A 21,445-nucleotide genomic window follows, 5' to 3' on the forward strand; every position below is an offset into this window, starting at 1 on the left:
CCCCCTGGCCCACCACCCCCCACCCCCGCCGCGCCGCCATCTCCTCCTTCGGCATCAGCGGCACCAACGCCCACCTCATCCTCGAACAACCACCCCACCCCACCCCCGAGCAGCAGCCCGCACCCGGGCCGGCCCCGGAACACGCGCGGGAGCACGAGGCCGGGACCGCCCTGCCCGCGGTGCTGCCCCTGGTGGTCTCCGCCCGGGGCGAGCGGGCGCTGCGCGCCCAGGCCGCCCGGCTGGGCCCGCCCGCCGCGGCAGCGGGCACCGGAACCGGCACCCGGCTCGGCCCGGCCCACCGGGACCTGGGCTGGTCCCTGGCCGCCACCCGGTCCCCGCTCACCGACCGGGCCGTGATCCTCGGCTCCGATCCGGCCGAACTGCTGTCCGGCCTGGCCGCCCTGGAACGCGGCGAGGCGGCACCCCATCTGGTCACCGGCCGGGCCGCGGACGGCGCCGCCACCGCCTTCCTCTTCACCGGCCAGGGCAGCCAGCGCCCCGGCATGGGCAGCGGCCTGTACGCGGCGGACCCGGCGTTCGCCGCCGCGCTGGACGAGGTCTGCGCCGGGCTGGACCCGCACCTGGACCTCCCGCTGAAGGACCTCCTGCTGGCCCCGGCGGACAGCGAACACGCCGCGCTGCTGGACCGCACCGAGTACACCCAGCCCGCGCTGTTCGCCCTCCAGGTGGCGCTGTTCCGGCTGCTGGAGCGGTACGGGGCGGCCCCCGACCACCTCATCGGCCACTCGGTCGGCGAGCTGGCCGCGGCGCATGCCGCCGGGGTCCTGGACCTCTCCGACGCCTGCGCGCTGGTGGCCGCCCGCGGCCGGCTGGTGCAGTCCGCGCCGCAGGGCGGCGCGATGGCCGCCCTCCAGGCCACCGAGGAGGAGGTGCTGCCCACCCTCGCGGGCCGCACCGGACAGGTGGTGATCGCCGCGGTGAACGGGCCCGACGCGGTGGTGGTCTCCGGCGACGCGACCGCCGTGCAGGAAGTGGCGGCGCACTGGCGGGACGCCGGGCGCCGGACCAAGCTGCTGCGGGTCAGCCACGCCTTCCACTCCCCGCACCTGGACGGCGTGCTGGACGAGTTCCGCGCGGTGGCCGCCGGCCTGGCCTTCCGCGCCCCGGCCGTCCCGGTGATCTCCGGCGTCACCGGACGGCCGGCCACCGCCGCGGAACTGGCCGACCCCGGCTACTGGGTGCGGCAGCTGCGGGAGCCGGTCCGCTTCCACGACGGCGTCCGCTTCCTGGCCGCGGAGGGGGTCACCACCTGGCTGGAGCTCGGGCCCGACGGCGTGCTCAGCGCCATGGTCCGCGCCGCCCTGGCCGGGCCGGACGGACCGGACGCGCCGGACGGCCGCCGGGTCACCGCCGTCCCGCTGCTGCGCGGCGGCCACGACGAGCCCCGCACCGTGGCGACCGCACTCGCCCGGGCGTTCACCGACGGGGTGCCCGTGGACTGGACCCGGTTCTTCCCCGGCGGCCGGGCCGTGCCCCTGCCCACCTACGCCTACCAGCGCGAACGCTACTGGCGCGACACCCCGGCCCAGGACCGCCCCGCCGCGTCCGACGGCCATCCGCTGCTGGACCGGGCGGTCGAACTGGCCGGCGGCCACGGCTGGGTGCTCACCGGACGGCTCGACCCGGACATCCACCCCTGGCTCGCCGAGCACACCATCCAGGGCCGCCCGCTGCTGCCCGGCGCGGCCGTGGCGGAGATGGCCGTGCACGCGGCGCGGGAGACCGGCGGGCAGGCGGCGGTGGCCGAACTGACGCTGGAGCAGCCGCTGCAGGTGGCCGAGACCACCGACCTCCAGCTCATGGTGACCGCCGCCCGGGAGGACGGCACCCACTCCTTCACCCTCTACGCGCGCCCCGCGGCGGCCACCACGGGCGAGTGGACCCGCCACGCCGCCGGCCTGCTGGCCCCGCCCGCCCCCGCCGGCACGGACGGCGCGGACGGCACGGACAGTTCGGACGGCACGGACGGCCTGGCACAGTGGCCGCCCCCGCAGGCCGAGACCGTCCCGGTCACGGACCTCTACCCGCGGCTCGCCGAGCGCGGCTACGACTACGGCCCGGCCTTCCGCGGCCTGCGCGCGGCCTGGCGGCACGGCGCCGACACCTACGCCGAGGTGGAGCCGGAGCAGGCCGCGGACAGCGCCGCGGACGGCACCGCGGACGGGTTCCTGCTGCACCCGGCCGCGCTGGACGCGGCACTGCACAGCGCCCTCGCCGGCTCCCCGGGACAGGACGACGGCACCCGGCTGGTGGTGCCCTTCCTGTGGAGCGGGATCACCCTGCACGCACCCGCCGCCGGCCCCCTGCGGGTGCGGCTGCGCCGGGACACCGACGACACCTGCTCGGTGCTGATCGCCGACCGCACCGGCGCCCCGGTGCTGCGCGTCGCCTCCCTGACGCTGCGCGAACTCCCCCAGGACGCCGGGGCCGGCGGGGCCGCCCGGGGGCCCGCCCTGCTGGCTCTCGAGTGGACCCGGCGGGAGACCCCGCGGCACACCCCGGACGACGTCTGGGCCGTGGTGGGACCCGACCACGCGGGACCGGCCGAGGCGGTACGCGCCGCCGGGGTGACCGTGCGCGGCTACCGAGGCCCCGCCGACCTGGCCCGCGATCTGGACGCCGGTGCCCGGCCGCCCGCCCTGATCATCACCACCGTCCCCGCCGACGCCGACGCCGACGCCGACGCCGGCCCCGCTGCCGACACCGGCAGCGGCGCCGGCACCGGCAGCGCCATGGCCGGGACGGCCGCGCGGGCCGGGCGGACCGGACGCGCCGTACTGGACCTGGTCCAGCACCACCTGGCGGACGAACGGCTGGAGGACTCCCGGCTCGCCCTGCTCACCACCGGCGCGGTCGCCCTCGCCCCCGGCGAGCGGCAGGACCCCGCGGCGGCCACGGCCTGGGGCCTGGTCCGGGCCGTACAGGCGGAACGCCCCGGCCGCTTCGCCCTGGCCGACACCGACGGCCGCCCCGAGTCGCTGCGCGCCCTGCCCGCCGTACTCGCCGCCGGGGAACCCCAGGCGGCGGTCCGCACCGGCCGGATGTGGGTCCCGCAGCTCCGCCGCCGCCCGCTCCCGGCCGACCCGGCGGACCGGACCGCACCGGCCGGGTCGGCCGGCCCGGCCGACCGGGCGCCGTTCGACAAGGAGAGCCATGTCCTGATCACCGGCGGCCTGGGCACCCTGGGCCGGCTGGTGGCCCGGCACCTGACCGAGCGGTACGGCGTGCGCAGACTGCTGCTCACCGGCCGCCGCGGCATGGACACCCCGGGCGCCGGGGAGTTCGTGGCCGAACTCGCCGCCGCGGACGTCGAGGTGAGCGTCGAGTCCTGCGACATCGGCGACCGCACGGCCCTGGCCGCCCTGCTGGCCGCCGTACCGCAGGACCGGCCGCTGACCGCCGTGGTGCACGCGGCCGGGGTGACGGACGACGCCGTGGCCGAGCGGCTCACCCCGGAGCACTGGGAACGGACCTGGCGCCCCAAGGCCGCAGCCGCCGCCCACCTGCACGACCTGACCCGGGACACCGACCTGTCGGCCTTCGTGCTGTTCTCCTCGCTGGCCGGTCTGCTGGGCTCGGCCGGCCAGGCCAACTACGCGGCGGCCAACGCCTGCCTGGACGCCCTGGCCGCCCGGCGCCGTTCCGCGGGACGGCCCGCGCTGTCCGTGGCCTGGGGCCTGTGGGCGGAGGAGAGCACCCTCTCCGGCGGCCTGGGCGAGGCGGACCTGCGCCGGCTGGCCCGCTCGGGCATCGGCGCCCTCTCCAGCGACGAGGGCCTGGCCCTGTTCGACGCGGCCCTGGCCGCCGGTGACCCGGTGCTGGCCGCCGCCCGCCTCGACCTGGACGCCATGGACCCGGACACCGCCCCGGCCCCGCTGCGCGCCCTGTCCCCGGGGGCACGGCGCACCTCGGCCGGCCGGCCCCGCACCGAGATCGTGGACCTGCGGGGCCGGCTGGCCCGCGCCCCCCGCCACGAGCACCGCCACCTGGTACTGGAGGCGGTGCGGTCCGAGGTGGCGGCGGTGCTCGGGCACAGCGGCCACGAGCGGGTGAGCGCCGACCGCCGCTTCCAGGACCTGGGCTTCGACTCGCTGACCGCGGTGGAACTGCGCAACCGGCTGGTCACCCTCGCCGGGGTCACCCTGCCGCCCACGCTGATCTTCGACCACCCCACCCCGGGAGCGCTGGCCGACCGGCTGCATGCCGACCTGGCGCCCGCCGCACCCGAACCCGGCGCACCCGGCGACGCGGGCGGGGGCGGGGACGAGGACGGGGACGGCGCCGGGCCGGACCCGCACGGCCCGCCCCCGGGCGGCAGCGCCCTGGACACGATGACCACAGACGACCTGGTCCGCCTGGCACTCGGCGGCAGCGAGTCCTGACCTTCCCCGGCGGGGATCTACGGAGAGAGCACACCATGGCGTCCACCTCACCCCAGCAAGTCGTCGAGGCGCTGCGGGCCGCGCTGAAGGAGAACGAGCGGCTCCAGGCCGTCAACAGCCGCCTGGCGGAACGCGAGAACGAGCCGATCGCCATCATCGGGATGGCCTGCCGCTACCCGGGCGGGGTCAGTTCCCCGCAGGACCTGTGGCGGCTGGTCACCGACGAGGTGGACGCCATCGGCCCGTTCCCCGCCGACCGCGGCTGGGACCTGGCCGCCCTGTACGACCCGGACCCCGACACCCCGCACACCTCCTACGTCAAGGAAGGCGGCTTCCTCTACGACGCGGCCCGGTTCGATGCCGACTTCTTCGGCATCAGCCCCCGCGAGGCGGACGCCATCGACCCGCAGCAGCGGCTGCTGCTGGAGACGGCCTGGGAGGCGTTCGAGGACGCGGGCATCCCGCCGGAGTCGCTGCGCGGCAGCCGCACCGGGGTCTTCGTCGGCACCATGTACGGCGACTACCTGTCCCGCCTGGTGCCCGCCCCCAGAGAACTGGAGGGCCTGCTCACCACCGGCGGCGCCGGCAGCGTGGCATCCGGGCGGATCGCCTACACCTACGGGCTGGAGGGCCCCGCCCTCACCGTGGACACCGCCTGCTCCTCCTCGCTGGTGACCCTGCACCTGGCCTGCGCCGCGCTGCGCCGCGGCGAGTGCTCGCTGGCGCTCGCCGGCGGTGCCACCGTGATGGCCACGCCGCTGCCGTTCGTGGAGTTCAGCAGGCAGCGCGGGCTGGCCCCGGACGGCCGGTGCAAGGCGTTCTCGGCGTCCGCGGACGGCACCGGCTGGTCCGAGGGCGCCGGGCTGCTGCTGGTGGAACGGCTCAGCGACGCCCGCCGCCTGGGCCACCCGGTTCTGGCCGTGGTGCGCGGCTCCGCGGTCAACCAGGACGGCGCCAGCAACGGCCTGACCGCGCCCAACGGCCCCTCCCAGGAGGCGCTGATCCGGCAGGCGCTGGCCGCCGCCGGGCTGTCCGCGGACGAGGTCGACGCGGTGGAGGCACACGGCACCGGCACGCCGCTGGGCGACCCGATCGAGGTGCAGTCGCTGCTGGCCACCTACGGCCGGGCCCGCCCGGCGGACCGGCCGCTGCTGCTGGGCTCGCTGAAGTCCAACATCGGCCACACCCAGGCCGCTGCGGGCGTCGGCGGGGTGATCAAGACGGTGCTGGCGCTGCGCCACGGCATCCTGCCCAGGACCCTGCACGCGGACGAGCCGACCCCGCACGTGGACTGGTCGGACGGCAGGGTCCGGCTGCTCACCGAGACGGTGCCGTGGCCCGGGCACGGCCGTCCGCGGCGGGCCGCGGTGTCCTCCTTCGGCATCAGCGGCACCAACGCGCACATCGTGCTGGAACAGGCCCCGGAGCCGGAACCGCAGCCGGAACCGGAAGCGCGGCCGGAGCCCGCGGCGCCGCTGCCGCGGGTGCCGTGCCTGCTCTCCGGCCGCGGCGAGACCGCGCTGCGGGCCCAGGCCGACCGGCTCCACCGCCACCTGACCGCCAACCCCGACGCCGACCCCGACGCCGGTCCGGAAGCCGGTGCGGAAGCCGCGACCGGCCACGCCGGCCTGACCGACCTCGGGTTCTCCCTGGCCACCGCACGGGGCCGGCTGACGCACCGCGCGGTGCTGCTGCCCACGGACCGCCGCGGCCTGCTGGACGGGCTGCGGGCCCTGGCCGGCGGCGCGGCCGGGCCGGACACGGTCCTGGGCACCGCGGCCGAGGGCCGCACCGCGTTCCTGTTCGCCGGGCAGGGCAGCCAGCGCCCCGGCATGGGCGGCGAACTCCACCGCTGCTTCCCGGCGTACGCGGCGGCCTTCGACGAGGTGTGCGCCGCGCTGGAGGACCACCTGGACCGGCCGCTGCGGGATGTGGTGACGGCCGCCGAGGGCAGCACCATGAGCGCCCTGCTCGACCGCACGGAGTACACCCAGCCCGCCCTGTTCGCCTGCGAGGTCGCCCTGTACCGGCTGCTCGCCTCCTGGGGGGTCCGGCCCGACGCGGTGCTCGGGCACTCGGTGGGGGCGCTGGCCGCCGTGCACGCGGCCGGGGTGCTCTCCCTGGAGGACGCCGCCCGCCTGGCCGCGGCCCGGGGCCGGCTGATGCAGCAGCTTCCGGCCGGGGGCGCGATGGTGGCGCTGCGGGCCGGTGAGGAGGAGGCCGCCGCCCTGCTCGACGGCGTGGCCGACCGGGTCGCCCTGGCCGCGGTGAACGGCCCGGACGCCACCGTGCTCTCCGGGGAGCGGGCCGCGCTCGCCGCCGTGGTCGCGGAGTTCGAGGCGCGCGGCGGCAAGGCCACCCGGCTGCGGGTCAGCCACGCCTTCCACTCCCCGCTGATGGAGCCCTGCCTGGCGGAGCTGCGGGCCGTCGCCGAACGCCTCACCTTCCGGGAACCGCGGCTCACCGTGGTGTCCGACCTCACCGGGCGGCCCGCCGCCGCGGACGAACTCACCGACCCCGGCTACTGGGTACGGCACGCCCGGCACACCGTCCGGTTCCGGGACGGGGTGCGCAGCCTCGCCGAGCTGGGCTGCACCCGGTTCCTGGAGGTGGGCCCGTCCGGGGACCTCATCTCGCCGGCCGACGACTGCCTCGCCGCGGACCGGCCGGCCGGCGGCGGACGCCGCGCCCCGGCCCGGGCCCGGCACCATCTCGTCCCGGCGCTGCGCCGCGGCCGGTCCGAGCCGGCCGCACTGCTGACGGCCGTGGCGCAGCTGCACTGCTCCGGCGGCGAGGTGGACTGGGCGGCGGTCTTCGACGGGCAGCACGCCCGCCGGGTGGAACTGCCGCGCTACGCCTTCCAGCGCCGCGTCCACTGGCCCGACCCGGCACCCGCCCCCGCCGGGGTGCGCGCGGCCGGGCTCACCCCGCTGGACCATCCGATGCTGACCGCCGCGGCCGAACTGCCGGACGCGGGCGGCCTGCTGCTGACCGGGCGGCTGTCCCGCGCCGCCCACCCGTGGCTGGCCGGCCACCGGGTGGCGGGCCGGATGCTGCTGCCCGGCACCGCCCTGCTCGACCTGGTGCTGTGCGCGGCCCGCGAGACGGGCACCGGGGTGGTGGAGGAACTCCTCCTCCAGGCCCCGCTGGTGGTGCCCGAGGACGGAGAGGTGCAGCTGCGGGTCGTGGTGGCGGGCGCCGGCGACGGCGGCCGCCGGGAGGTCGCGGTGCACTCCCGCCGGGCGGACGGCACCGGGTCCGGGGAGTGGACCCGGCACGCCCACGGCACGCTGCTGCCCGGGGAACCGGCGGCCCCGGCCACCGCGCCGGCCTGGCCGCCGCCCGGCGCCGAGCCGCTGGCCGTGCGGCCCGGGGACCTCTACGCGGACCTCGCCGCCAGAGGGCTCGACTACGGCCCCGGCTTCCGCGGGGTCCGGGCGCTGTGGCGGCACGGGGCGGAGATCTGCGCCGAGGTGGAGCTCACCGAGGAGCCGTCCCGGAACGGCGGCGACGGCGGCCACCCGGTCCATCCCGCCCTGCTGGACTCGGCACTGCACCCGATCGCCCTGACCGAGGTGGCCGGTGCCCCGGGTGCGGCCGGTGTGCGGGGAGAGGGCGGGCCGATGCTGCCGTACGCCTGGGCCGGGGTCCGGGTGCACGGCCCGGCGGGCGGCGCGCTCCGGGTCCGGCTGGCCCCGGCGGGGACCGGTGCGGTCTCCCTGGAGCTGACCGACCCGGCCGGACGGCCGGTGGCCTCCGTGGCGTCCCTGACGCTGCGTCCGCTCCCGGCGGCCTCCGGCGCGGAGCCCCCGGCCGGTGCGCCGGAGACGGCACCGGACGGCCTGCTGCGGCCCGGCTGGGAACCGCTGCCCCCGCTGCCCCCCGCCCCCGGGAACCCCCGCTGGGCCCTCCTGGCACCGCCCCCGGCCGCGGAGCAGGCCGCGGAGCGGACGGCCGAGCGCACCGGCCATGGCCCGGCACCGGCCGGGGACCGGGCCGGAGAGCCGGGCGTGAGCCTCGCCGAGGCCCCGGCGGCGGGCCCTGCGGCGGGCCCGGCCGAGGACGCAGCGGCCGGCCCCCTGGAGGAACTCGCCGGGCTGCGGCGCCACGCCGGGCCGGACGGGCTCTCCGCCGCGCTCGACGCCGGCGAGCCCGCCCCCGAGCTGATCGTGCTGCCCTGCCCGCCCGGCCCGGCCCAGCTTCCGCACGGCGCATCGGAGCCGGTGGACGCCGCGGGCGTGCGGGAGATCCTGCACCGCGTGCTGGACACGGCCCAGCGCCTGCTGGCCGACGAACGGCTGGCCGCCACCCGCCTGGTGGTGCTCACCCGGGGCGCCGTCCCGGTCGCCGGGGAGCAGCACCCCGGCGGGCTGGGACACCGGGCCGTCTGGGGCATGCTGCGCTCCGCCCAGGCCGAGCACCCGGACCGCTTCGCCCTGCTGGACGAGGACGGCACCCCGGGCTCGCGCCGCGCCCTGGCGGCGGCCCTGGCCTGCGGCGAGCCGCAGCTCGCGCTGCGCGGCGGTGTCGCCCACCGCCCGCGGCTGGCCGCCGGGGACCCGGAGACGGTGCTGCACCCGCCGGCCGGCACCTCGCACTGGCATCTCGACTACGTCGCCAAGGAGACCTTCGCCGGGCTCGCGCTGTCCCCCTGGCCACAGGCGGCTGCCCCGCTGGAGCCGGGACAGGTCCGGGTGCGGATGCGGGCCGCCGGGCTCAACTTCCGCGACGTGCTGCTCGCCCTGGGGGTGATCCCGCCCGCCGTGGACGGGCACGCCGCCGACGCGGGCCAGGGCGGCGAGGGCGCCGGCGTCGTTCTGGAGACCGGCCCCGGGGTGACCGACCTGCGTCCGGGGGACCGGGTGATGGGCCTGTTCTACGGCATCGGTCCGGTGACCGTGACCGACCGGCGGTTCGTCTGCCCGATCCCCGAAGGGCTCTCCTTCCGCCGGGCCGCGGCCATCCCGGTCACCTACCTGACCGCCTACTACGGGCTGGTGGACCTGGCCGGTCTGCGGGCCGGCGAGTCGGTGCTCGTGCATGCCGCGACCGGCGGCGTCGGCACGGCCGCGGTGCAGCTCGCCCGCCACCTGGGCGCCCGGGTGTACGCCACGGCGAGCCCGGCCAAGTGGCACACGCTGCAGGCCGCCGGGGTGCCGGTGGAGCACATCGCCTCCTCCCGCGACCTGGACTTCGAGCGGCGGTTCCGCGCGGCCACCGGCGGCGCCGGGGTGGATGTGGTGCTGAACTCCCTGGCCGGGGAGTTCGCCGACGCCTCGCTGCGGCTGCTGCCGCGCGGCGGGCGGTTCCTGGAGATGGGCAAGACCGACCGGCGCGACGCCGCCGGGGTGGCGCGGAGCCATCCCGGCGTGGACTACCGGGCCTACGACGTGCGCGACCCGGGCCCGGACCGGCTCCAGGAGATCCTGCTCACCCTGCGCGGCCTGTTCGAGGACGGCACGCTCACCCCGCCGCCGGTCTCGGTCTGGGACGTCCGCCGCGCCCCGGACGCCTTCCGGTACCTGGGCGAGGCGCGGCACATCGGCAAGGTGGTGCTGGACCTGCCGGACGACGGGGCCGGGCCGTGGGACACCTCCCGGGCCGTGCTGATCACCGGCGGCCTGGGCTGGCTGGGCCGGCTCACCGCCCGGCATCTGGCGACCGCGCACGGCGTGCGGCGGCTGGTGCTGATGGGCCGCGGCACGCCCGGCGAGGAGGCCGCCCGGGACATCTCCGAGCTGCGCGGGCTGGGCGCCGAGGTGCGCACCGTGGCCTGTGACGCGGCCGACCGGGAGGCGCTGGCCGCCGCGCTGGACGGGCTGGCCCGGGACGGGGTCCGGATCGGCGGGGTGGTCCACGCGGCCGGGGTGCTGGAGGACGGCCTGCTGACCTCGCTGACCCCCGAACGGCTGGACCGGACGCTGCGCCCCAAGGTGGACGCCGCGCTCAACCTGCACCTGCTCACCGAACCGCTGGACCTGTCCGCGTTCGTGGTGTTCTCCTCCCTGGCCGGCACGCTCAGCTCCCCCGGCCAGGCCGGCTACGCGGCCGGCAACGCCTTCCTGGACGGCCTGATGGAGTACCGCCGCTCGGTGGGACGCCCCGGTGTCTCGCTGGTGTGGGGCCTGTGGGAGGGCACCGGCGGCATGGGCGCCGGCCTGACCGAAGCGGATCTGGCCCGGATGGCCCGGGTGGGCGTGGCGCCGCTCACCGCCGGGCAGGGCCTGGAACTGCTGGACGCCGCGGTCCGCCGCGACCTGCCGGTCGCCGTGGCCGTGCGGTGGGAGCCCGCCCGGCCGGGCGGTCCGCGGCCGTCCGCCACACACCTGGTGCCGCCCGCCGCAACCGTGAACGGGAGCGCGGCGTACGAATCCGCGGCGGGCGGCACCAGCACCACCACCGGCACCACCACCGGCAGCGGCACCGGCACCGGCAGCGGCACCGCCGCGACCGGCGACCGGCTGCTGGACACCGTGCTCCAGGAGGTCGCGGCGGTGCTCGGGCACGCCTCCGCCGCCGCGGTCGACCCGGACGGCGCCTTCGACGAGACCGGCTTCGACTCGCTGACCGCGGTGGAGCTGCGCAACCGGCTCGCCACGGCCACCGGCGTCCGGCTGCCCGCCACCTTCATCTTCGACTGGCCCACCCCGGCCGACCTCGCGGACCACCTGCACGAGGAGCTCGGGCAGGCCGGAACCGAGACGGAGCAGGACGACGACGGCAGCGCCTCGCCGGTGCTCGCCGAACTCGACCGGCTGGCGGCGGCGGTGGCCGAGCACCCGGTGGGCGACGCCGAGCGGGCCGTCGTGCGCGACCGCCTGCGCGACCTGCTCACCCGACTCAGACCGACCACGGAGGACGACGCAGCGTGAGTACCACTCCCAGCACGGGCGCCGCGCGGACCGGGCACGCCACCGGGTCCGCCGGCGCACCGACCAGCCCGCGCGGCGGCACGCCCGCCCCGCGGTGGCTCCGCGGCTTCCACGACCGGGAGTCCGCCGCGGCCCGTCTGGTGTGCTTCCCGCACGCCGGCGGTGCCGCCAACGCCTTCGCCGCCCTGTCGGCGGCGCTGCCCGAGGACATCGGGCTGCTGGCCGTCCAGTACCCCGGCCGGCAGGACCGGCGGGCCGAGCCCTGTGCGGACACGATCGCCGCCCTGGCCGCCGGGGTGGCCGGGGCGCTCACGGACGGGACGGAGGGGGAGGAGCGGGGCGGCGTGCCGCTGTTCCTGCTGGGCCACAGCATGGGCGCCCTGGTGGCCTTCGAAACGGCCCGTCTGCTCCAGGACCGGTCCGGGCCGGAGGCGGCCCGGCTGTTCGTCTCGGCCGCCCGGTCCCCTTCGGCGGACTGGGCGGAGCCCGATGTGGACGCCCTCTCCGACGAGCAGGTCGTCTCCGAGCTGCGGCGCCTGGGCGGGGTGCCGGAGGCGCTGCTGTCCGATCCGGAGACGGTCCGGGAGCTGCTGCGCCTGCTGCGCGCCGATGTGCGGGCGCTGCGCCGCCACCGGGCGCCCAGGGACGCGGTGCTGACGGCACCGGTCACCGTGCTGCTGTCGGCGGGGGACCCGAAGAACTCCCTGGCCCAGATGGCGGAGTGGGCCGCGCACACCAAGGCGGGGCACGCGGTGGAGACGCTGGACGGCGGGCACTTCGCGCTGATCGAGCAGAGCGAGCGGGTCGCGGAGCTGATCACCGGTGCCGTCCGCGCCGACCTGGCGGCCCCCGGCCCGGCCCCCGCGGCCCCCGCGGCGCCGACGACCCGGGCGGACGCGGGTGCCGGGACGCCCGCCGATCTGGTGCGGGACATCCTGGTGGCCGGGCTGGACGGCCGGCGCCCCCGGCTGACCACCGAGCCGGCCGCCCTGGAGGACGCGGCCCGCGAGCAGTTCTCGCCGGAGGCGTTCGGCTACGTGTCCGGCACCGCAGGGACCGGCGCCACCGGGCGGGCCAACCGCGCGGCCTTCGACCGCTGGCGGCTGGTGCCCCGGATGCTGCGCGGCGCCGTCCGCCGCGACCTGGCGGTGTCCGTGGCCGGGCAGCGTCTCCCCGCGCCGGTGCTGCTGGCCCCGCTCGGCGGGCAGGCCGTGGTGCATCCCGAGGGGGAGCTGGCCTCCGCCCGGGCGGCGGCCGCCACGGGCCTGCCGTTCGTGCTGTCCACCTTCGCCTCCCGCTCCCTGGAGGAGGTGGCCGAGCAGGCCGGGCCGGGGCCGCGCTGGTTCCAGCTCTACCTGCCGTCGGAACGGGCGGTCGCCGAATCCCTGGTCCGCCGGGCCGAGCGGAACGGCTACACCGCACTGGTGCTGACGGTGGACGCCGGTTTCCTGGGGTTCCGGCCGGCGGAACTCGACCCCGCCTACTCGCCGTACCTGCGGGGCATCGGCATCGCGAACTTCACCTCCGACCCGGCGTTCCGCGCCGGGCTGCCGCCCGAACCGGACGGCGCGGCGGTCGTGCGCCGCTGGGCGCAGATCTCCACCGATCCCGCCCTGGTGTGGGAGGACGTGGCCTGGCTGCGCTCCATGACCGGTCTGCCGCTGCTGGTCAAGGGCATCCTGCACCCGGAGGACGCCCGGCTGGCGCTGGAGCACGGCGCGCAGGGGGTGGTGGTGTCCAACCACGGCGGGCGGCAGCTCGACGGCGGGATCGCCGCGCTGGACGCGCTGCCCGCGGTGCGGGCCGCCGTCGGCGGGGACGTCCCGGTGCTGATGGACTCCGGGGTGCGCAACGGCAGCGACGTGCTCAAGGCGCTCGCGCTGGGCGCCGACGCGGTGCTGTACGGCAGGCCCTACGTGTACGGGCTCGGGCTGGACGGGCAACGCGGCGTGGAGCATGTGCTGCGCTGCCTGCTCGCCGATCTCGATCTGGCGCTGGCGCTGACCGGCTGCGCCTCGGCCCGGGCCGTCACCGCGGACCTGGTCGTCCCCCGGGACCGGCTCCCGGGCCCGCTGCCCGGCGCGGCAGCACAGGACCCGGCAGCACAGGACCCGGCAGCACGGACCCGCACCGCAGACCTGGACGGAGCACCCCGATGACGACGAGCAGCGCGACCACCGGACGCGGCTGGATACGCCGCTATCACCGGCCGAAGAACAACGGCCCGGCCCTGGTGTGCTTTCCCCACGCCGGGGGCGCGGCGACCGCCTACCACTCGCTGTCGGCCGCGCTGTCCGCCCGGGCCGAGGTGCTGGTCGTGCAGTACCCCGGCCGGCAGGACCGGATCGGCGAGCCGCCGCTGGAGGACATCGCCGAACTGGCCGACCGGGCGGCGGAGGCCCTGCTCCCGCGGCTGGAGCGGCCGGCCGTGCTGTTCGGGCACAGCATGGGCTCGATGGTGGCCTACGAGGTCGCCCTGCGGCTGGAGCGGCAGCGGCCGGGGAACGGCCTGATCGGGCTGATCGCCTCCGGGCGGGCCGCGCCCTCGGTCCGTCAGGACCGGGGCCTGCACCTGCTGGACGACGAGGCCATCACCGCGCAGATGGCGGAACTGGCGGGCACCCCGCCCGCGCTGCTGCACGACAAGGATCTGCTGGCCGCCGTGATCCCGGCGATGCGCGCCGACTTCAAGGTGGCGGAGCTGTACCAGGACACCTCGGGCAGCCGGCTCGGCTGCCCGGTGAGCGTCTACTGCGGCGACCGGGACCAGGACGTGATCGCGGCCGGGGTGCACTCCTGGCGGGAGCACACCACGGCCGCGTTCAGCGCGCGGTTCTTCCCGGGCGGGCACTTCTACCTCCAGGACCACGAGCCGGAGGTGGTGCGGGCGATCTCGGAGGACCTGGCGGTGTTCACCCGCCGCGCCGTGGCCCGCACCGGCTGAACCCCGGGCGCCGTGGCCGCCCCGCCGCCCGCCGCCCGGCGTCCCGCGCGCGGCCCGCGGCCCTTCCGTCCGGCGAACGGACCGAAGGGCCGCGGGCCGCGGGTTCCCGCTATCCGCGGGCCGGGGTGAGCCGGACCGGCATGCTGCTGTGGCCGTGGCCGAAGTTGGAGAACAGCCGCGTGGGCTCGCCCAGCACCTCGATCGTCCCGACCTTGGTGCGCAGCGCGTCCAGCATCGCCTTCATGTGCACCCGGCCCAGGTAGGCGCCGAGGCAGAAGTGCGGCCCGTGCCCGAAACTGACGTGCTTGTTGGGGCTGCGGGACAGGTCGAAGGTGTAGGGGTCGGCGAACGCGTCCTCGTCGAAGTTGGCCGAGCTGTTCCACAGGGTGATGACCTCGCCGGCCCGGATGGTGTGGCCCCGCCACTCCACGTCGACCAGGGCGTGACGGCCGAAGTGCATGGTGGGCGTGGCCCAGCGCAGCACCTCTTCGGTGGCGGTGTCCAGGCCCACCTCCTCGTTCTTCAGCCGGCGCCACTGCCCGGGGTGTTCGTGGAAGGCGAGGACCGCGCTGGCGGCGCTGGCCCGGCTGGACTCGTCGCCGCCGAGGATCAGGCTGTAGGAGTTGAGCACGATCTCGTCGTCGGACAGCGGCTCGCCGTCCACGGTGGCGTTGGCCAGGGTGGACAGCACGTCCTCCCCGGGGTTGCGGCGGCGCTCGGCCATCAGCCGGGAGAGGTAGAGCACGATCTCGTTGCGCGCCATCACCGACTCCAGCTCGCTGTCCTCGGAGCTGTACCGGGACAGGGTCTGGGCGTTCCAGTCCACCACCTGCTCACGGTCCTGGAGGGGGATGCCCATCAGGTCGCCGATGGTGTGGATCGGGATGCGGTCGGCCACCTCGGTGACGAAGTCGAGTTCGCCGCGCTCCACCGCCCGGTCGATCAGCGCGTCGGTGCGCCGCCGGATGCCCTCCACCACGGGCTCCAGCACCCGCGGCGAGAAGGACTTCATCATCAGGTTGCGGATCTCGCGGTGGCGGGGGCCGTCGGTGACGGCGAGCATCTTGCGGGAGGCGGAGTCCTCCCCCTTGAGCAGGGTGGCGAGCACATTGCCCCGCTCGGAGGTGAAGCGCTTGTTGTCCCGGTAGGCGGCCATCACGTCGTCGTACTTGGTGAAGACCCAGAAGCCCGGATTGCCGTGCCGGGCGGGGTGCCAGAACAGCGGGTTGTGCTCCCGGTAGGGCCGCCACATCTCATGCGGGTGGTGGTCCAGGAAGGTCTGGGGATCGGTGAGGTCCAGCACCGCCGGATCCGCCACCTGCTGGGCTCGGGTTGGCATCCTCGTTCCTCGTTCCTCGTCATTCGTCCCCGGCCGCCGCGGCGGTGGCCAGTTCGGCGATGGTCTGCCGCCGCAGCACGTCCTTGGCGGAGATGGACAGACCGGCCCGGCGGGCCCTGGCGACCACCCGGATGCCGAGGACCGAGTCGCCGCCCAGTTCGTAGAAGTTGTCGGTGACGCCGACCCGCTCCACGCCCAGGACCTCGGCCCAGATCCCGGCCAGGAGGCGTTCGGCGGGGGTGCGGGGCTCGGCGGCGGCGCCGGCGTCCTCGGGCCGGCCGGGGGCGGGCAGGGCCTTGCGGTCGACCTTGCCGTTGGGGTTCAGCGGAAAGTCGTCGAGCACCACGAAGGCGGACGGCACCATGAACTCGGGCAGCCGGCCGGCCAGGAACGCGCTGAGCGCGGCCGGGTCGGCGGGCCGCCCCGGGGCCCGGCGCACATAGCCCACCAGCCGCTTGTGCTCGCCCTCGGCGGCGACCACCACCAGGGCCTCCGCCACCTCGGGGTGGTGCTGGAGCGCCAGCTCGATCTCGCCGGGCTCGATCCGGTAGCCGCGGATCTTGACCTGGTGGTCCGCCCGGCCGAGGTACTGGAGGACGCCCTGCGGGGTCCACCGCACCAGGTCCCCGGTGCGGTACATCCGGTCGTCGGGTGCCTGGCCGTAGGGGTTGTCGAGGAAGCGTTCCGCGGTCAGCTGCGGCCGGTTGAGGTAGCCGCGGGCCAGGCCGGGACCGGCGATGAAGAGTTCACCGACCATGCCGACGGGCACCGGGTTGAGCCGTTCGTCCAGCACCAGGACGGAGGTGTTGGCGATCGGGCGGCCGATGGGCACCGGGGTGTGCTCGTCCGCCTGCTCCACCAGGTGCCAGGTGGCGAAGGTGGTGGTCTCGGTGGGCCCGTAGCCGTTGACCAGCCGCCGCGGCGGCCCGGCCGCCAGCACCTGGGCGGCCCGGGCCGGGTTCATCACGTCGCCGCCGATCACCAGGTGGCGCAGTGACCCGAAGGCGGCCGGGTCGGCGGCCGCCGCCTGGTGGAACACGGCGGTGGTGAGGAACAGGGCGGTGATCCGGTGCCGGTGCAGGGCGTCGCGCAGCGCGGCCGGGTCCAGCAGGGTGTCGTTGCCGAGCACCACCAGGCGGGCCCCCGCGGTCAGCGCCCCCCAGATCTCGAAGGTGGCGGCGTCGAAGGTGGCGTTCGCGCCCTGCGCGACCACGTCGTCCTCGCGCAGCGGCGCGTAGTCGGTGTTGCACACCAGCCGGACGATGGAGCGGTGCTCGATCACGGCGCCCTTGGGGCGGCCGGTGGAGCCGGAGGTGTACATCACGTAGGCGGCGTCCCGGGCGGTGACCGGCACGGAGGGCGGAGTGGCGGGCAGGGCGGCGAGCGCGTCCCGCTCCTGGTCCAGCGCGACCATGGGGGTGTCCCCGGCGGGCAGCCGCCCGGCGAGCCACTCCTCGGTGAGGCAGACCGCGGCCGAGGCGTCGTCCAGCATGTAGCGCAGCCGGTCGGCCGGGTAGGCGGGGTCCAGCGGCAGGTAGGCGCAGCCGGCCCGGAGCACGCCGAGCAGCGCGGCGACCAGCCCGGCGCCGCGCGGCAGGCAGACGGCGACCACGGAGCCGGGTTGTACGCCCCGGGCGTGCAGCAGTCCGGCCAGCCGCCCGGAGCGCCGGTCGAGTTCGGCGTAGGTCAGGACGGTGCCGCCGTCCACCACGGCGGGGGCGTCGGGGCGGGCGCGGGCCTGCTCGCCGACCAGTTCGTGCACGCAGCGGCCGGCGGGGTACGGGACGGGGTTGGCGCCCCAGCCGGTGAGCAGGGTGCGGTGCTCCTCCGCGGTCAGCAGCGGAAGCCCGCCGGCCTGCCGCCCCGGGTCCGCGACGGCGGCGGTGACCAGGGTGACCAGGGCGTCGGCCAGGGCGCGGGCGGTGGCCGGGGCGAACCTGCCGTCGCACACCAGCATCCCGGTCAGCGCGCCGTCCGAACCGCCGTCCGGGCCGCCGTCCGGGCCGGTGGGCGCGGCGGGGGTGAACTCCAGGGAGACCTCGCAGGCGGGCGGCAGGCACCGCGGGCGGAATGCGCGCACCGCCAGACCGGGCGGCCCGGCGGGCGCGGGCAGCGGGTCGGACAGCGTCACCATGACCGGGGGCCGGTCGGCCCGGGCGGAGCCCCAGTCGGCGTCCACCGCCTCGGCGACCCGGGTGAAGGGCACGTCCTGGTGGCCGAGGGCCTCCGCGACGGCCTCGGCGGTGCCGGCCAGCAGCTCCCCGAAGGTGTCCTCCGGCATTGTCGTGGTGCGGATCGCCAGCGGGTTGGCGAAGGCGCCGACCGGGCCGTGCGGCTCCGGGCGGGCCCGGCCGTCGGCGAGGATGCCCAGGGCCAGGTCCGGCTGGCGCCCGTAGCGGGAGAACAGCACCCGGCAGGCGGTGAGCAGCCCGGTGAGCAGGGTGCCGCCGCGTTCCCGCGCCAGTCCGGCCAGGCCGCGGGCGACCGGGCCGGGGATGCGGAACTCGTGCGCGGGGCCCGCCGTGCTTGCGGCGCCCGGGTGCGGCCGGTCCGCGGGCAGGCGCAGCGCGGGCAGGCCGGCGAGCCGCTTGCGCCAGTGGTCGAGCTGGGCGTCCAGCACGGCCGCGGGGGGCCGTTCGCCCTGCACACCCTGCAGGGCGGCGGGGGCGGGCAGCGCGGCCGGGCGGCCGTCCACGGCGGCCGCGTACAGCTCGAACAGGTCGGCGGCGATCAGCCGCCGGGACGGCTCGTCGGCGGCGAGCGGGTGGGCGCACACCACCAGCACGTGCTCGGACACGGTCAGCCGGACCAGCAGGGTGCGCAGCAGCGGGCCGCGGACGGGGTCGAAGGGCGCGGTGACGGCGGTGCGGACCAGATCGTCCAGGCGCAGCCCGCGTTCGGGCTCGGACAGCCCGCCCAGGTCGGCGAAGCGGGGCTCGCCGGAGATGTCCGGCCGTACCGTCAGCCGCGGTTCGCCGTCCACGGTCGTGACGGTGGCGCGCAGTGCCTCGTGCCGCTCCACCAGCCGCCGCAGTGCCAGGGCCATGTGCTCCCGGTGCAGGGTGCCGCGGAGCTGGTAGGCGACGACGGTGGGGCGGGGCGGGGTGACCGGCGCGGTGCGGTGGCGCTGCCAGACCGCCTCCTGCACCGGGGTCAGCGGTGCGGCGGGGCCGCCGGGGGACGGCATGCGGGCGGCGTCCGGGCGCGGTGCCGGCTGCGTCGGCCGTGCGGGCTGTGCAGGCTGTGCGGTCATCTCGGTGAGTCCTCCTCGCCCGCCATGGCGTCCGGCTCCTCCAGGAGATCCATCAGTTCGGGGGTGACGAATTCGTCGAGGGGGCAGACGCCCGACAGCACCGAGAAGTACCGGTCGGTGAGTTCGGTGCTGGTGGCGACGGCCCGCAGCATCTGCCGCTGGTGCCCGGGCGGGTCGAGCCGGGCCGTCTTCAGCGTGGCCCGGTAGTGCGGCATGAGCAGGTCGGTGCGCCGGTCCGCGAAGACCTCCAGCGCCCGGTCCAGGGCGGCCGGGTCGTGCAGCCGGTCGCCGATGCAGTCCGCGAGCAGCTGGGCCTGGAGAAAGGCGTCGGTGATGCCGCGCGCGGTGATCGAGTCCTTGTGGTGGCCGGCGTCGCCGATCAGGGCCCAGCCCGGCCCGGACGCCTGCCGGAAGAAGTTCTGCTGGTCGCCGGTGCCGTGCAGGCGCTCCGCCTGCTGCCCCCGGGCCATCTGGGCGCGCACCTCGGGGGCGGTGCGCCCGACCAGGGTGAGCAGCGCGGCGTGCCCGGCGCCCCGCACGGCGGCGAAGTCCCGCTGCGGGAAGTACCCGGCCACCAGGGTGAGACCGTCGTTGGTCGGCACGGTGCCGACCCATCCGCCGGGGCTTTCGTAGAGCCGGAACCGCGGCGGCAGGCCGGTCCAGTAGCTGTAGTAGGCGCAGGTGGCCCGCGGGTCCTCGGTCACCTTCGGGGCGCGCACCCGGTCCGCCACGGTGGAGCGCATGCCGTCCGCGCCGATCACCAGCCGGGCGCGCTCGGTGGCCGCGCCGGAGCCGGACCCGGAGCCGGTGCGGACCCCGGCGACCCGGTCGCCGTCGAAGACCAGATCGGTCACGGTGCAGTTGTCGCGGAAGTCCGCGCCGGCCCGGACCGCGGCCTGGGCCAGCAGGGAGTCCAGCAGGTGGCGCCGGGGCGCGTAGGCGGCATGCTGGCCGTCCGCCGGCCAGGAGGAGCCCTCCAGCGTGATGTCGCCGAGGGTGTAGTGGACCCGGTCCAGCGGCGGGCAGCCGGTCTTGATCACCTCGGGCAGCACGTCCCAGCGGTCCAGCATCGCCACGCCCGGCTGGTGGATGTACAGGGTGGACAGGGTGTCCTTGGGGAATCTGCTCCGTTCGAGCAGCGCCACGCGATAGCCGGCACGGGCCAGCAGCATCGCGGCGGCGGCCCCGGCGCACCGCGCGCCCACCACAATCACGTCGTACAACAGGCACTCCTTGTCCGGCCGCTGTCCCGGCCTTCCGTCCCCGGCCCTGCGGGCACGCCCTGGGGCACACCCGGGGCACAACCTGGGGGCACCGTCGGCTCAGTCGGTTCCGCCCGGGCTAGCGGCGCACCCGCAGCGGCAGCGTCCAGACACCGGTGAAGTCCGGCGGGGTCAGGAACGTCGGCGGGTCCTCCGGGTCGGTGCGCAGTTCGGCGAAGCGGTCCAGCAGGATCTCCAGCGCCACCCGGCCCTCCAGCCGGGCCAGCGGGGCACCCAGGCAGAAGTGGATGCCGCGGCCGAAGCCCAGATGCGGGTTGGGGTCGCGGGCCGGGTCGAACACGTCGGGGTCGGCGAACACCCGGGCGTCCCGGTTGGCGGCCGAGAACCACACCTCCAGGACCTGGTCCTTGGGGATGCGCTGCCCGCCGAGCTGCACCTCACGGTTGGTCAGCCGGTAGCCGGCGGCCAGCGGGCTGAGGAAGCGCAGCGACTCCTCGATCGCCGAGGGCACCAGTCCCCGGTCCTTGCGCACCCGGGCGTCCACGTCCGGGAAGGCGTCCAGGCAGAGGATGGTGTTGCCGAGCAGCATGGTGGTGGTGATGTGCCCGGCGAAGATCAGCAGGTTGGTGAAGTTGACGATCTGCCGGTCGGTCAGCCGCTCGCCGTCCACCTCCGCCTCGACCAGCCTGGTCAGCAGGTCCTCGCACGGCCGGCGGCGGCGCTCGGCGACCCGTTCCAAGAAGTAGAAGCCCATCTCCATGGCCGCCTCGGCCTGCGCGTCCAGCGACTGCTCCTGGGCCTTGTCGCCCTTGCGGGTGGTGAGCTGGCCGCGCGCCGCCAGGGACTGGTCCGCCCAGCTCTTGAGCAGGTCGCGGTCGCTGCTGGGGATGCCCAGCATGTCGCAGATGACGATCACCGGCAGCGGGTAGGCGAGGGCCTCCGCCAGGTCGAAGCGGTCCCCGGTGACCCGGTCCAGGAGTTCGTGGGTCAGCTCGCGGATGCGGTCCTCCAGCCCGGCCACCATCTTGTGGGTGAAGGTGCGGCTGACGATCTTGCGGAGCTTCTGGTGTTCGGGCGGGTCGGTCTGGGTCAGGTTGCCGTCGAAGGCCACGGCCGCCTGTTCGGGCGGCGCGAACCGGGAGGCGACCTCGGAGGAGTAGGTGACCGGGTCGCCGAGAATCTCCAGCGCCTCCGGGTGGCCGTAGACGTGCCACATGCCCACCTCGTCGTCGTACTGGACCGGCTGGTCCGGTTGCCTGCCGCGCAGCCAGAAGTGCTGCGGGTGCATGTCCCACTGGTCCACGGGACCGGTCATCGGTACTCCACTTCGCTGGCCCGGCGGGCCGGTCGGGGTCTGGTGGTCGGGGCGGACAGGGCGGCGCGGGCCGGTGACGGGCCGGGCGGGCGGCCC

At 76.8% G+C, this 21,445-nt stretch carries 8 protein-coding genes; 4 read left to right on the forward strand and 4 right to left on the reverse strand.

All coding sequences use genetic code 11. The features are described 5' to 3' along the window. The 4 genes from GQS09_RS14820 to GQS09_RS14835 all read left to right on the forward strand — a co-directional run. Nucleotides 1-4,403 (forward strand): type I polyketide synthase (locus GQS09_RS14820; protein ID WP_165986537.1); only part of this gene is annotated, 4,403 nt, incomplete at its 5' end. A 35-nt stretch (nucleotides 4,404-4,438) separates the two neighbouring features. Further along, a complete protein-coding gene (locus GQS09_RS30385) occupies nucleotides 4,439-11,275 on the forward strand; it encodes a type I polyketide synthase (RefSeq protein ID WP_207957844.1) in 6,837 nt (2,278 codons plus the stop codon). Next, nucleotides 11,272-13,434 (forward strand): alpha/beta fold hydrolase, encoded by a 2,163-nt coding sequence (locus GQS09_RS30700; RefSeq protein WP_165986538.1) that lies wholly within the window; start codon nucleotides 11,272-11,274, stop codon nucleotides 13,432-13,434. The genes GQS09_RS30385 and GQS09_RS30700 overlap by 4 nt, the downstream gene beginning before the upstream one ends. Then, on the forward strand, nucleotides 13,431-14,219 hold the full coding sequence (locus GQS09_RS14835; RefSeq protein ID WP_165986539.1) for a thioesterase II family protein: 789 nt from the start codon (nucleotides 13,431-13,433) through the stop codon (nucleotides 14,217-14,219). The genes GQS09_RS30700 and GQS09_RS14835 overlap by 4 nt, the downstream gene beginning before the upstream one ends. A 109-nt stretch (nucleotides 14,220-14,328) precedes the next feature. Here the strand turns inward: GQS09_RS14835 and GQS09_RS14840 are convergent, their stop codons facing one another. The 4 genes from GQS09_RS14840 to GQS09_RS14855 form a co-directional block, all read right to left on the reverse strand. Further along, on the reverse strand, nucleotides 14,329-15,558 hold the full coding sequence (locus tag GQS09_RS14840; protein ID WP_165986540.1) for a cytochrome P450: 1,230 nt from the start codon (nucleotides 15,556-15,558) through the stop codon (nucleotides 14,329-14,331). Nucleotides 15,559-15,577: 19 nt separating this feature from the next. Continuing rightward, the gene (locus GQS09_RS14845) at nucleotides 15,578-18,811 is read right to left on the reverse strand and encodes a non-ribosomal peptide synthetase (protein WP_165986541.1); all 3,234 of its coding nucleotides are present in this window, start codon (nucleotides 18,809-18,811) and stop codon (nucleotides 15,578-15,580) included. Continuing rightward, nucleotides 18,808-20,025: an NAD(P)/FAD-dependent oxidoreductase gene (locus GQS09_RS14850; RefSeq protein WP_313896144.1), complete on the reverse strand. Its 1,218-nt coding sequence runs from the start codon at nucleotides 20,023-20,025 to the stop codon at nucleotides 18,808-18,810. Before GQS09_RS14850 ends, GQS09_RS14845 begins: the two co-directional genes overlap by 4 nt. Nucleotides 20,026-20,152: 127 nt before the next feature. Next, complete coding sequence (locus GQS09_RS14855) at nucleotides 20,153-21,349, reverse strand: cytochrome P450 (RefSeq protein ID WP_165986543.1); 1,197 nt, start codon at nucleotides 21,347-21,349, stop codon at nucleotides 20,153-20,155. Between the last annotated feature and the right edge of the window lie 96 nt (nucleotides 21,350-21,445).

Source organism: Streptomyces sp. YIM 98790, assembly GCF_011421595.1.
In the GTDB taxonomy this organism is placed as follows: Bacteria; Actinomycetota; Actinomycetes; order Streptomycetales; family Streptomycetaceae; genus Streptomyces.